The sequence below is a fragment of the Streptomyces sp. NBC_01431 genome, from assembly GCF_036231355.1.
Classification (GTDB): Bacteria; Actinomycetota; Actinomycetes; order Streptomycetales; family Streptomycetaceae; genus Streptomyces.
The window spans coordinates 1,529,016-1,541,081 of record NZ_CP109496.1; the positions used below are offsets into that span (position 1 = coordinate 1,529,016).

Sequence of the window (12,066 nt, forward strand, 5' to 3'; positions counted from 1 at the left end):
GCTACCGCGCGCGCCTGCGCGCCTCGGACGGAGCCGGGATCATCTGGAGTGCGAGCGTGGCCGGGGGTTCGGCCAGACCCGGGCCGCCCTGCTCGGCCCAGGACACGATGTCGTCGGTGGCGTCGTCGTCCAGGACCCAGCCGATCCAGGCCGCGCGGGCGCCCCGCGCGCGGGCACTGCCCGACGGCTGGACCACCATCACGTTGGCCTGGCCGCAGGGCCCGAGGCAGTCGGTGGTGCGCACCGCGATCCGGCCGCCCGACGCGGCGGCCGCCGCCCGCAGCCGGGCCAGCTGGCGGGCGTGGTCGGTGCCGGGGTTCTTGCGGGCGTCGCCGCAGCAGCAGCCGCGGCAGACGACGAGGGTGCAGGGACGTGAACCGGCCGCGGATATCGTGAACTTGGGCATGTGCTCAGCCGAACCCGATCATGGATGCGGTCACGACCGTGCCGAGGCGCGGGAAGTTCAGCCGGACCGCCGCCCGGTGCTCGTCCTCGGTCAGCGCGGCCATGGCGTCCTCGGCGAACAGCAGCTGGTAGCCGTGGTCGGCAGCGGCGCGGGCCGTCGACTCGACCCCGAGGTTGGTGGCGATGCCGCCGAAGACGAGCGTGTCGACACCCCGTTGCGCGAGGAGTTGGTGCAGGCCGGTCCCGTGGAAGCCGCCGATGGTGCGCTTCACCACGATCAGGTCCCCGTCGGCCGCGAGCCCCTCGACGAGCCCGCTGCCCGGCGGCTGGGTCTCCACGCCGGGCCGCTCCACCCGCACGAGCACCACGGTCGCACCCGCCGCGCGAGAGGCTCGCGCCAACTCCTTTGACACGGCGACGACTTGATCGCCGGTACGGGGAGCCAGCGGCAGCGCCGCGATCCGGTCCATCAGGTCGACGAGGACGAGCGCGGTGCGCGCGGGGTCGAGGGTGGCGGGCGCGCCTGGGAAAGCGGTCATGGCTGGCACCGTACCGGCCTCGATGATCTAGACCGTACGGCGGGGACCGGTTCAGGCCACGGGGGGCGCCCGATGCGGTCCACTAGGCCTCGTGCAGCCGCGTGAGCAGTGCCATCAGCTGTCGCGCCTCGGCGGGGGCGAGAGGTGCGAGGAGCTGGGCGTTGGCCGCTTCGGCCGCCGTCGCGCAGCTTCGCAGGACGTCCCGGCCTGCCGGAGTGACGGTGACCGCGTTCTTGCGGCGGTCCCTGGGGTCGGGTTCGCGGACGGTGAGGCCGTCGGCCTGGAGGTCGTTGAGGATGCCGACCAGGTCCTTCGGGTCGATGGCGAGCCTGCGGCCGAGATCGGCCTGGGCGACCGGGCCGAGTTCGCAGACCGCGGCGAGCACCGCGTGGTGCAGCATCTTGACGCCCTCGCGCGCGAGGGCGTCGGCGACCAGGCCCCGCCCGCGTGCGGCGACCCGGCCGATCAGCCAGCTCGGCAGCGCCTGGATGCGCTGGAGTGCGGGCAGCGGGGCGCCCGCGCTCCGCTCGGTCGCGTCATGCCTCGCGGCCGCGTCGAGAGCGTCTTGTTCCGTCATGCCGGAAGCCTATCGCCAATTCATTGGACACCCCAACGGTTCCCCTCTACTGTCATCCCAGTTGTTGGAACTCCCAACGAATTGACTGTCCCGGAGGTGCCATGCGTCGCGTTCGCTATGAGGTCAACGGCGGCCCCGAAGTCCTGTTCACCGAGGATGTCGCCGCACCCGAGCCCGGCCCGGGTGAGCTGTTGGTACGCACCGAGGCGATCGGAGTCACCCTGCCCGTCGTCCGCAAGGTCCGCGAGGGCGCCGAGCCCATGCCGCTCGGCGGCGAGGTCGCGGGCACCGTGATCGCACTCGGCGAAGGTGTCGGCCAGTTCGCGCCGGGCGACCGGGTGACGGGGCTCTGCTTCACCCACGGCTACGCCGAACTGGCCGTCCTGCACTCGGCGATGACCTCCCACGTTCCCGCCCACGCCACCGCGGTGGATGCCATCGCGCTGGTGCGCAGCGGGCTGGTGGCGCGCGGCGCGTATGAGGCCGGCCGCGCCGAACGCGGCGAGTCCGTCCTCGTGACCGCCGCCGCGAGCGCGATCGGCACGCTGGCCCTGCAGTTCGCGAAGTCAGGCGGTGCGCGGCGCGTCGTCGCCGCCGTCAGCTCACCCGAAAAGGAGGCCTTCGTACGGGAGTTGGGGGCCGATGAGGTCGTCCTGTACGGGGACGATTCGTGGGGCGAGTCGGTCGACGTGGTCATCGACGGAGTCGGCGGCGAGCTGCTCACCCCGGCGGTGCGAGCACTCGCGCCCGGCGGGCGACTCGTCGCGTTCAGCTCCGTCGGCGGCACCTTCGAAGCGTATGACCTGCTCGTGGGCGGCAAGTCCGTCATCGGCTTCCAGATGGCCCTGATCGCCCGCAACAAGCCTGCTCTGTATGCCAGTTGGCGGGACGAGCTGTGGGAACTGCACGCCGCCGGGAAGCTGCGGACCTCCGTCGCCGCGGTGCTGCCGCTTACCGAAGCCGCCGCGGCCCATGAGCTGATCGAGTCCCGCCGCAACCTGGGCAAGGTGGTCCTCGTCACCGGGCAGGGCTGACGACTGGCCCGCCCCATGCCGCTCACCGGGCGGAGCCGACGACCCGCTCGTCCCAGTCGATCCGGTGCGTGTACTGCCAGGCCGCCCGCTTTTCCGGCTTGAGCAGCTTCATCATCGGCGGCATCACGAGGTCCCGCACCACCCGGCCGACCGGCCCGGCCGCCTTGTCGTTGTTGATGCGGGCCGTCTCGGCGATGATCCGCTCGACCCGGGGCCGGCGCAGCTCCTCGTACGCCGCGAAAGCCTGCCCGTACGGCAAGTCCCGCAGACAGCGCGCGAGTTGGACCGCGCTTTCGGCCGCCAGCGAGGCGCCCTGACCGGAGCTGGGCGAGGCGGCGTGCGCCGCGTCCCCGATGAGCACCATCCGGCCCCGGCTCCAGTGCGGCACCCTGAGCATGGCTTCGACGGGCCCGGTGAGCGCGAGGTCCGCGGGGTCGGTACGGGCCAGCAGCTCCCGGGCGGGCGTGCGGTCACCGGCCACCAGAGCGCTGAGTTCGCTCAGCCACTGATCCGCGCCGCGCTCCGCCGCGCGGGCCGCGGAGACCGGTTCCGCGCTGGGCAGGTTGACGAACCAGGCCCCCGAGGCGTCGTCGAAGACCTGGTAGCCGAAGAACACCCGGCGGCCGTACGTCATGTGCATCTTGCCGCCGCTGGAGGCGAGTTTGCTGTCCCGAACACCGGCCCCGATGCCGATCAGTCCCGCGTAGGTGGGACCGGGGGCGGCCGGGTCGATCAGGGTGCGGACGGTGGAGCGTATGCCGTCGGCGCCGACGAGGATGTCGGCGGTGGCCGTGGACCCGTCGGCGAAGTGCGCGGTGACCGCGTCGCCGGACTCCTCGGCGCCGACGAGCCGCTTGCCGTGGTGGACCCGCACGCCGCGCCGGGCCGCCTCGTCGTAGAGCGAGGCGTAGAGCTCGGCACGCCACACGAACTGGCTCGGGTGCGCGCCGGTGCCGAACTCGGCGAGCTTCCTGCCGTTCCAGCTGTGGACGACGATCGCGTGCACCGGGGTGCCGACGGAGCGGACGATGTCACCGGCTCCGATCGCGTCCAGCGCGGCGATGCCGTTGGGAGCGATGCTCATGGCGGCCCCCACGCCGTCCGACCTGCTGTCGTACGCCTCGTACACCTCTGCGTCGAAGCCTGCCCGACGCAGGGCCATCGCGGCGATCGGGCCGGCGATGCCACCGCCGACGACCAGGGCGCTGCGGGTGCGGGGTGTGGTGGTCATGAGGTCTGCTCCTTCTTGGCCTCGTGGGCGCGGCGCATCGTCCGCAGGTGGGCGCGGTCGGTCATCGCGGCCAGGATCGCGATGCCGCCGCGGTTGACCCGGATCTCGCCGACGCCGACACAACCGGTCAGCGTGATGCGGCGGTTGGGGGTGGCGCCGGTCGAACGCGAAGGGCCCTGCGCGTCCTTGACCTTGCCGCGACCGGTCCAGTTCAGGTCCCAGTGCTCGATGACGGCGTCGTCGTCGACGAGCAGCTTGACCGTCGCACGGCTGAGGTCGAGGTGGATCTCGATCTCCTCGGGGAGCCGCTCGGAGCGGAGGTCGAGGACAACGAGCCCGGACCGGGCGCGAACCTCGAAACGGCCGGCGGCGGTCCAGTCGCCGATGCGCTTCACGAGCGCGTGGTCTGCGTGGATGCGCTCGACGGGCCCGGGGGCCTTGGTGACTGCCTCGGTGAGTGTGGTGGTGGTCATGGCTGTGGCCTTCCTTCCGGTGACATGGAGGCGGGCCCTCGTTTTGGAGGTGCTCCCTCATTCCGACCCCTCGATAGTTGCACTGCAACTAGTCTCAGGTCAACTAGTTCTGTCGGGAGTATTATCCGGATCATGGCCTCGCTCCCCCGCAGCTCCCCGCTCGCCCTGACAGTGCTGGCACTGCTCCACTACAAGCCGCTGCACCCGTACGGGATCCAGCGGCTGATCAAGGAGTGGGGGAAGGAGCAGGTGGTCAACGTCGGCCAGCGCGCGAGCCTCTACCGCACCATCGAGCGGCTGCTTGAGGCGGGCCTCATCACCGTCCGCGAGACGGAGCGCGACCAGCAGTACCCGGAGCGGACCGTGTACGAGGTGACCGAGGCCGGGCGCGAGGTCACCAGGAGCTGGCTCGACGAGATGCTGGCGGTGCCGAAGGCGGAGTTCCCGCAGTTCCCGGCCGCGCTGTCACACGCGCTGATGCTGGCACCGCACGAACTCCTCGACGCACTGGAACGCCGGCTGACCTCGGTGAGCGCGACGCTGGAGGCCCTCGACGCGGGCCTCGCCGCGGAGTCCGCGTCCGGCCTGCCCCGGGTCGCCTCGCTGGAGAGCGAGTACCTGCGGGCGATCACCGCCGCCGAGGTGACATGGCTGCGCGCGGTCACCGACGACCTGCGCGAGGGACGGCTTCCCTGGTCCGCGGCCGACCTGATGGCGTTCGCCGCACAGCAGGAGGGCGGGACGGCGATCCGCAAGGGCAACGCCTGACAGGTTTGAAGGGGCGACGAGCACGAAGAGGGGGGCCGAGCACGAAGAGGACGTCCACGGGCCCGGGTTGCGAGGCCTGCGCCCCTTAGGTCCCGCGGGACATCCAAACCGGCTTGTGGAAGTCCGGTACGGCAACGCGCTCCGAGCGGCCGCGGGGAACCGCGCGGCCGGCCGCGGCGGACCCGCAGCCGACGAACGCCACTTCCCGCGGCGCGCTCAGCGGGCCGCCCGTGCGGTCCCGCCGCGGCCGACGTCGTGCTGGGCCGGGCGCGTTTCGGGCGCGGGCAGCGGGTCGCGGGCCCGGCGTCTGGCGATCACCGCGCAGACCATCAGCTGCATCTGGTGGAAGAGCATCAGCGGCAGCACCGCCAGCGAGGCCTGCGCGCCGAACAGCACGCTCGCCATCGGGAGCCCCGAGGCCAGGCTCTTCTTCGATCCGGCGAACTGGATCGCGATCCGGTCGCCCCGGTCGAAGCCGAGCCGTTTCGCGCCGTACCAGGTGGCCCCGAGCATCGCGGCGAGCAGTACGGCCTCGACGGCCAGCAGGGCGCCGAGCCTGGCCGCGCTCACCTGGTGCCAGACACCGCGGACCACGCCCTCGCTGAACGCGCTGTACACGACGAGCAGGATGGAGCCACGATCGACGTAGCCGAGCACCCTCTTGTTGCGGGTGAGGAAGCCGCCGACCCAGCGCCTCAGGAACTGCCCGGCCACGAACGGCACAAGAAGCTGGAGCACGATCTTCAGGAGCGAGTCCGCCGAGAAGCCGCCCCCGCTGTTGCCGAGCAGCCCGGCCGCGAGCAACGGCGTGACCACGATCCCCGCGACGCTGGAGAAGGATCCCGCGCAGATCGCGGCGGGCACATTGCCGCGGGCGATCGAGGTGAAGGCGATGGACGACTGGATCGTCGAGGGCACCAGGCAGAGGAAGAGCAGACCGTTGTGGAGCTCCGGTGTCAGGACGAACGGGACCAGGCCCTTCGCCGCCAGACCGAGCAGCGGGAAGACCACGAACGTGCAGACCAGGACGGTGACGTGGAGCCGCCAGTGGCGCAGGCCTTCCATCGCCTCGCTGGTCGACAGCCGGGCCCCGTACAGGAAGAACAGCAGGGCCACGGCCCCGGTGGAGGCACCGCCGGCCACCGTCGCGGCCGCCCCGGACGCCGGGAGCAGCGCGGCGAGCGCCACCGTGCCGATCAGCGCCAGGATGTACGGGTCGACCGGCAACCAGGACGGCAGCTTCGGGGTGCGGCGGCTCATGTGCTCCACTTACGTGCTCGGGCGTTCCGCTCGCGGCGGTCCTGCGGGCGTGCGGTCTGCGGTGGTGGGCGGTCTGCGGTCGTGCCATCTGCGGTCTGCGGTCGTCTGCGGTCTGCGGTCTGCGGTCGTGCCATCTGCGGTCACGCGCTGGGCCCGGACCGTGCGCTCTCGATGCTGCCCCTTCCCCGAGCGATCGGGAATCCCGTACACCGCTCTCACTGTCATCACGCTTCGCGATGACCGGCGTACCGTGGACGGCATGTACGACGCGAACCAGCTGCGGACGTTCCTCGCCGTCGCTCAGACGCTGAACTTCACACAGGCCGCGCGGCGCCTGGGGCTGCGGCAGTCCACGGTGAGCCAGCACGTGCGGCGTCTGGAGGACGCGGCCGGGCGGCCGCTGTTCAGCCGGGACACGCACAGCGTGCGGCTGACCGAGGACGGTGAGGCCATGTTGGGTTTCGCCCGGACGATCCTGACCGCACACGAGCGGGCCGCCAACTACTTCACGGGGACGCGGCTGCGCGGCCGGCTGCGGTTCGGCGCCTCCGAGGACTTCGTGCTCACCCGGCTGCCGGAGATCCTCCAGTCGTTCCGCCGCGACCACCCCGAGGTCGACCTGGAGCTGACGGTCGAGCTCTCCGGGACCCTCCACCGGCGCCTGGAAGCGGGCCGGCTCGACCTGGTGCTCGCCAAGCGGCGCCCTGGTGACAGCCACGGCGAGCTGGTCTGGACGGACGAGCTGTGCTGGATCGGCGCACCCGGCCTCCGGCTCGACGCGGAGCGCCCGGTACCGCTGATCCTCTTCCCGGCGCCCGGAATCACCCGGGCGCGGGCGCTCGAAGTGCTGGAGGAGCACGGGCGCCCGTGGCGCATCGCCTGTACGAGCGGAAGCCTGAGCGGGCTGATCGCGGCGGCCCGCGCCGGGCTCGGTGTGATGGCCCACACCCGTGGCCTGATTCCGCCCGGCCTCGACCCGCTGCCGGGCCGGGCGGTCCTGCCGGATCTGGGCGGCGTCGACTTCGTCCTGCTGCACAACCGACGCGCCTCGGCGGCCCAGGAAGCGGCCGGCGCCCTGGCCTCAGCGATCCTGGCCGGCGGCGACCGGCTCCACCCGGGTCGCCGGACCGGATAGGGCTACGGACGGACGCGGGTGTCCCGCCCCCGCGGTTCCGGCCAAATCCCGCACACCCCGTGGGGCGAGGGTGACTGGAGCGTACAGATTCCGTGGAGATTGCCTTCCGCAGAACCTTCCTCTGAGTTAGCAATGTGCCCGAGGACACCCCATGTGGGCCCCTTTCGGGCCCTGACCTGTGAAGATGGCGTACGTCTCGACTTGGGGAAGTCCCCTGCCGCCGGAAGTGGGCGTGGGGTACGGTCACCGCGCTGTGCGGAGCGCCACCGGGGGTGGCCACCCCGGAGGGAGGCAGGTCATTGCGCGAGTTCACGGTCCCACCCATGGCGACGGCGCCTCAGGTCGGTGGGCTGGCGGACGCCGTCTTCGACCACGCCCTGGACGACCCTCAGCGCGTGGCCCTCTGCCGCAAGGACGAGTCGGGCCGCTGGCGGGACGTGACCGCCGCCGGATTCAGGGACGAAGTGTTCGCGCTGGCCAAGGGGCTGATCGCGGACGGGGTGCGGTTCGGGGACCGAGTCGCCATCATGGCGCGCACCCGCTACGAGTGGACGCTGTTCGACTTCGCACTGTGGACCATCGGGGCCCAGTCGGTACCGATCTATCCGACGTCCTCCGCCGAGCAGGTCTTCTGGATGCTGCACGACTCCGAGGTCACCGCCTGCGTGGTGGAGCACGAGGACCACGCGATGACGATCGGCTCGGTCATCGACCGCCTCCCGCACCTCAAACGGCTGTGGCAGCTCGACGTCGGGGCGCTGGAGGCGCTGCTTGGGGCCGGGGAGTTCATCGACGACGAGGTGGTGCACCGGCACCGGCGGGCGGTGACGCCCGAGTCGGTGGCGACCGTCATCTACACCTCGGGGACCACGGGCCGTCCCAAGGGCTGTGTGATCACACACGCCAACTTCATGTTCGAGACGGACATGCTGATCTCGCGCTGGGAGCCGGTGTTCCACTCCCGGCCCGGTGACGAGGCGTCCACCCTGCTGTTCCTGCCGCTGGCTCACGTGTTCGGACGGATGGTGGAGATCGCCGCGATCCGGGGGCGGGTGAAGCTCGGCCACCAGCCCACGCTCTCGGCCTCCGCGCTGCTGCCCGACCTCCAGTCGTTCCGGCCGACGTTCATCCTCGCGGTCCCGTACATCTTCGAGAAGGTCTTCAACGCGGCCCGCCGCCGGGCCGAGGCCGAGGGGAAGACGGGACCGTTCGACAAGGCGGTCGACATCGCGGTGAAGTACGCGCAGGCCGTCGAGCAGAAGGCCTTCGGCCTGGGCCCCGGCCCGTCGGCGGGGCTGCGGATGCAGCACCAGTTCTTCGAGAAGACGGTGTACGGCAAGGTCCGCGACGCGATGGGCGGCCGGGTGCGGCACGCCATGTCGGGCGGCTCCAGCATGGGCCGCCAGCTCGGCCTGTTCTTCGAGGGCGCGGGCGTCACGGTCTACGAGGGGTACGGCCTGACGGAGTCGACCGCCGCCGCGACCGCCAACCCGCCCGAACGCACCCGGTACGGCACGGTGGGGCAGCCGATTCCCGGCACGACCATCCACATCGCGGACGATGGCGAGGTGTGGATCCACGGCGGGCAGGTGTTCTCCGGCTACCTCAACGAGCCCAAGGCCACCGAGGCGGTCCTCAGGGACGGCTGGCTGGCGACCGGGGACATCGGGGCGCTGGACGAGGACGGCTATCTGACCATCACCGGGCGCAAGAAGGAGATCCTGGTGACCTCGGGCGGCAAGAGTGTGTCGCCGGCCGGCCTGGAGGAACGGGTGCGGGCGCATCCGCTGGTCGCGCAGTGCATCGTGGTCGGCAACGACCGGCCGTACATCGCGGCCCTGGTCACCCTCGACCAGGAGGGCATCGACCACTGGCTCGCGATGCGCGGCAAGCCCTCGCTCACCCCGTCCGAACTGGTCCGCGACCCGGACCTGGAGACCGAGGTGCGGCGTGCCGTGGTCGCCGCCAACACCCTTGTCTCACAAGCCGAATCGATCCGCACCTTCCGCATCCTGGCCTACCAGTTCACCGAGGAGCACGGTCTGTTGACCCCCTCCCTGAAACTGAAGCGCCGCGCCATCGAGGAGGCGTACGAGGTCGAGGTGGACGCGCTCTACAGGTGAGGGCGCGCGGTGGTCACCGGCACCGGACGGTGACCACCGCGGCCTCGCCGCCCCTCAACCCGCGTACTGCGCGACGATTTTGGTGAAGGCGTACGGCGACTGGCCGACCCCGCCGCACGAGTCGCCGGCACCACCGGAGGAGCACTGCCGGTCGCGGTTGACGGCCCAGAAGGTGAAGCGCGCGAGGTGGTGCTGCCTGGCGTAGCCCAGGATGGTCTGGAAGTCGCCGGTGCTGACGGCCTCGTCGGCCTCGTCGGTCTTGCCGTTCATGGAGGAGACGCCTGTGTGGCGGTAGGCCGCGTCGTCGCTGTAGCCGTAGGCACTCTTCACCGCCGCCTTCAGGCCTTCGAGAGCGCTCACCGTGGCCGCCCCCATGGAGCCGCTGTGGCTGCCGAAGTCGAACGGCATGATCGTCCAGCCGTCGTTGGCGAGACCGGCGGCAGCGCCCTTCTTGATGAGGTCCTTGCCGTTGGCGTCGGGGCCGTTCGGGGTCGTACCCATGGTCACGTAGGTAACGAGCCCGGGGTTGTTGGTCTTGACGATCTTCAGCGCGCCGACCACCCGCTGCCGGACGGTGGCGTTCGAGAACTCGGTGGCCTCGATGTCGATGTCGAGCGCTTTCAGGTGGTACGCGCTGATCACCTTCTGGTAGGCGCCCGCGAGCGCCGAGGAGCTGGTGCACTTCTCACCGAGTTTGTTGCCGCTCCAGCCGCCCACCGACACGACGACGTCTCCGCCGGCGCCGCGGATGGACTTGATCGCGCTCTCGTCGGAGCCGCCGGTCAGCGCGCGGGAGCCGTCCCACTTCGGGTTGCAGCCGCCGTCGGAGAGGACGAAGGCCAGGGTGAACCACTTGACGCCGGTCGCCGCCATCACGTCGGTCGGCTTCTGGGGGTTGCCCCAGCCGAGGTACTCGTACGGGGCTGCCGCCATCGCGCCGGACGCGGCGGGGGCGGCCGGGGCGGCGTCCGTGGCAGTGGCCGCCCCGGCCTTCGGCGCCGAGGCGATCAGGGGCAGCAGCAGACAGCCGAGCCCGGCGAGGACCGGGGCGAGACGGCGCGGGGGTGCGGCAGTGAACACGGGAGTTCCTCTCGTGGGGCTTTCGCGGGATGCGGGGATGCGGGGACCTGTCGAGGGGGATGCCGGGGAATCACTCACGGAGCGTTAGGAAAGCTTCCTAACCATCACTGCCTAGATCAGCCCCTGGAGCGCCTGTTGTCAATGACTCGCGTGAGACCAAATCCCTTGCGGCATACACGAGTTGAGGCGATATCGGTCAGCGCCGGGCCGTCGAGGCGCGGGTCTCCGAACCGTGCCCCGTCGATCCGCAGCCGCTCCTGGCGGGTTGTTTCGGTCGCGGCGGCGCGGGTGCCCGTCACCGCCGGACGGGCGCGCGGGGTGGAGACGGTCGGCGGGTCGATGAAGCAGACGCCTCGCGCACTGGCAGCGTGCCGAGCCTCACCGCGCTCCCCCACGTGGGAATGCGTCGCTCGTGGGAATGCGTCGCTCCGCCCGTTCGTTGACCATGGGAGTACCAACCGACGACGTAAGGATCGACCGCTCGTGAGCAAGGTCCCCTCCATCACCCTCAACAACGGCGTCGAGATGCCGCAGCTCGGTTTCGGTGTCTGGCAGGTGCCGGACGACGAGGCCGCGAAGGCGGTCAGCACGGCCATCGAGTCCGGGTACCGGAGTATCGACACCGCCGCGATCTACGAGAACGAGACGGGTACCGGCAAGGCCGTCGCCGCCTCGGGGGTCGCCCGCGAAGAGCTCTTCGTCACGACGAAGCTGTGGAACTCGGAGCAGGGGTACGACTCCACCCTGCGGGCCTTCGACGCCTCGCTCGACAAGCTCGGTCTCGACTACGTCGACCTGTACCTCATCCACTGGCCGGTGCCGGCCAAGGACGCGTACGTCGACACCTACCGCGCCTTCGAGAAGATCTACGCGGACGGCCGCGCCAAGGCGATCGGCGTCTCCAACTTCCAGCCGGTCCACCTGGAGCGGCTGCTCGGCGAGACTTCGGTGGTCCCGGCGGTCAACCAGATCGAGCTGCACCCGCAGTTCGCCCAGGCCGAGTCGCGCGCCCTGCACGCCAAGCACTCCATCGCGACCGAGGCCTGGTCGCCGCTCGGTCAGGGGCGCGGCCTGCTTGAGGTGCCGACCGTCGTTGCGATCGCACAGAAGCACGGTCGCACCCCGGCGCAGGTCGTGCTGCGCTGGCACCTTCAGCTCGGCAACGTCGTGATCCCGAAGTCCGTGACGCCGTCGCGGATCAAGGAGAACATCGACGTCTTCGGCTTCGAGCTCGACAGCGACGACCTGGCGGCGCTCGCCGCGCTGGACGAGGGCAAGCGCCTGGGGCCGAACCCGGCGGAGTTCAACCCCGGGGCCTGACCACCACGTCAGCACCTGACCTTCTGAGCACCACGTAAAGGGGTGTCGTCCGGCCAGACCGGACGACACCCCTTTCGTCCGTTTTCTTCCGCTGATTGGCACAGGTTGGTCAGGGAGCAAT

12 protein-coding genes are annotated in these 12,066 nt (G+C 71.0%); 5 read left to right on the plus strand and 7 right to left on the minus strand.

What is annotated here, in order from left to right; all coding sequences use genetic code 11:
- Position 1 precedes the first annotated feature (1 nt).
- The 3 genes from OG522_RS07135 to OG522_RS07145 form a co-directional block, all read right to left on the minus strand.
- Positions 2 to 406, minus strand: a complete 405-nt coding sequence (locus OG522_RS07135) for a (2Fe-2S) ferredoxin domain-containing protein (protein WP_329462095.1) — start codon at positions 404 to 406, stop codon at positions 2 to 4.
- Positions 407 to 410: 4 nt separating this feature from the next.
- On the minus strand, positions 411 to 944 hold the full coding sequence (locus OG522_RS07140; protein ID WP_329462096.1) for an isochorismatase family protein: 534 nt from the start codon (positions 942 to 944) through the stop codon (positions 411 to 413).
- 82 nt (positions 945 to 1,026) lie between these two features.
- A complete protein-coding gene (locus OG522_RS07145) occupies positions 1,027 to 1,521 on the minus strand; it encodes a MarR family winged helix-turn-helix transcriptional regulator (protein WP_329462097.1) in 495 nt (164 codons plus the stop codon).
- Between the two features lie 101 nt (positions 1,522 to 1,622).
- Between OG522_RS07145 and OG522_RS07150 the strand changes: the two genes are divergently transcribed.
- Positions 1,623 to 2,555 (plus strand): quinone oxidoreductase family protein, encoded by a 933-nt coding sequence (locus tag OG522_RS07150; protein ID WP_329462098.1) that lies wholly within the window; start codon positions 1,623 to 1,625, stop codon positions 2,553 to 2,555.
- Between the two features lie 22 nt (positions 2,556 to 2,577).
- Here the strand turns inward: OG522_RS07150 and OG522_RS07155 are convergent, their stop codons facing one another.
- Together OG522_RS07155 and OG522_RS07160 are read right to left on the minus strand one after the other, a co-directional pair.
- Positions 2,578 to 3,786 (minus strand): FAD-dependent oxidoreductase, encoded by a 1,209-nt coding sequence (locus tag OG522_RS07155; RefSeq protein WP_329462099.1) that lies wholly within the window; start codon positions 3,784 to 3,786, stop codon positions 2,578 to 2,580.
- Positions 3,783 to 4,259: a hypothetical protein gene (locus OG522_RS07160; protein ID WP_329462100.1), complete on the minus strand. Its 477-nt coding sequence runs from the start codon at positions 4,257 to 4,259 to the stop codon at positions 3,783 to 3,785. The genes OG522_RS07155 and OG522_RS07160 overlap by 4 nt, the downstream gene beginning before the upstream one ends.
- Before the next feature lie 132 nt (positions 4,260 to 4,391).
- Between OG522_RS07160 and OG522_RS07165 the strand changes: the two genes are divergently transcribed.
- Complete coding sequence (locus OG522_RS07165; RefSeq protein WP_329462101.1) at positions 4,392 to 5,027, plus strand: PadR family transcriptional regulator; 636 nt, start codon at positions 4,392 to 4,394, stop codon at positions 5,025 to 5,027.
- Between the two features lie 216 nt (positions 5,028 to 5,243).
- Here OG522_RS07165 and OG522_RS07170 read toward each other — a convergent pair whose 3' ends face one another.
- On the minus strand, positions 5,244 to 6,287 hold the full coding sequence (locus tag OG522_RS07170; protein ID WP_329462102.1) for a bile acid:sodium symporter family protein: 1,044 nt from the start codon (positions 6,285 to 6,287) through the stop codon (positions 5,244 to 5,246).
- Between the two features lie 259 nt (positions 6,288 to 6,546).
- Between OG522_RS07170 and OG522_RS07175 the strand changes: the two genes are divergently transcribed.
- Positions 6,547 to 7,422, plus strand: a complete 876-nt coding sequence (locus OG522_RS07175; RefSeq protein WP_329462103.1) for a LysR substrate-binding domain-containing protein — start codon at positions 6,547 to 6,549, stop codon at positions 7,420 to 7,422.
- 323 nt (positions 7,423 to 7,745) lie between these two features.
- A complete protein-coding gene (locus OG522_RS07180) occupies positions 7,746 to 9,545 on the plus strand; it encodes an AMP-dependent synthetase/ligase (protein ID WP_329462104.1) in 1,800 nt (599 codons plus the stop codon).
- Between the two features lie 54 nt (positions 9,546 to 9,599).
- Here OG522_RS07180 and OG522_RS07185 read toward each other — a convergent pair whose 3' ends face one another.
- Positions 9,600 to 10,625 (minus strand): chitinase, encoded by a 1,026-nt coding sequence (locus tag OG522_RS07185; protein WP_329462105.1) that lies wholly within the window; start codon positions 10,623 to 10,625, stop codon positions 9,600 to 9,602.
- Between the two features lie 483 nt (positions 10,626 to 11,108).
- On the opposite strand from OG522_RS07185, the gene OG522_RS07190 reads away from it, so the two are divergent.
- Entirely contained in the window at positions 11,109 to 11,945 is an 837-nt protein-coding gene (locus OG522_RS07190) for an aldo/keto reductase (protein WP_329462106.1), read from the plus strand.
- The last annotated feature ends 121 nt before the right edge of the window (positions 11,946 to 12,066 follow it).

What these genes read in the sequence shown, in the direction of transcription:
- OG522_RS07135 (WP_329462095.1), bottom strand. Translation starts at nt 406, where the DNA reads ATGCCCAAGTTCACGATATCCGCGGCCGGTTCACGTCCCTGCACCCTC.
- OG522_RS07140 (WP_329462096.1), bottom strand. Translation starts at nt 944, where the DNA reads ATGACCGCTTTCCCAGGCGCGCCCGCCACCCTCGACCCCGCGCGCACC.
- OG522_RS07145 (WP_329462097.1), bottom strand. Translation starts at nt 1,521, where the DNA reads ATGACGGAACAAGACGCTCTCGACGCGGCCGCGAGGCATGACGCGACC.
- OG522_RS07150 (WP_329462098.1), top strand. Translation starts at nt 1,623, where the DNA reads ATGCGTCGCGTTCGCTATGAGGTCAACGGCGGCCCCGAAGTCCTGTTC.
- OG522_RS07155 (WP_329462099.1), bottom strand. Translation starts at nt 3,786, where the DNA reads ATGACCACCACACCCCGCACCCGCAGCGCCCTGGTCGTCGGCGGTGGC.
- OG522_RS07160 (WP_329462100.1), bottom strand. Translation starts at nt 4,259, where the DNA reads ATGACCACCACCACACTCACCGAGGCAGTCACCAAGGCCCCCGGGCCC.
- OG522_RS07165 (WP_329462101.1), top strand. Translation starts at nt 4,392, where the DNA reads ATGGCCTCGCTCCCCCGCAGCTCCCCGCTCGCCCTGACAGTGCTGGCA.
- OG522_RS07170 (WP_329462102.1), bottom strand. Translation starts at nt 6,287, where the DNA reads ATGAGCCGCCGCACCCCGAAGCTGCCGTCCTGGTTGCCGGTCGACCCG.
- OG522_RS07175 (WP_329462103.1), top strand. Translation starts at nt 6,547, where the DNA reads ATGTACGACGCGAACCAGCTGCGGACGTTCCTCGCCGTCGCTCAGACG.
- OG522_RS07180 (WP_329462104.1), top strand. Translation starts at nt 7,746, where the DNA reads ATGGCGACGGCGCCTCAGGTCGGTGGGCTGGCGGACGCCGTCTTCGAC.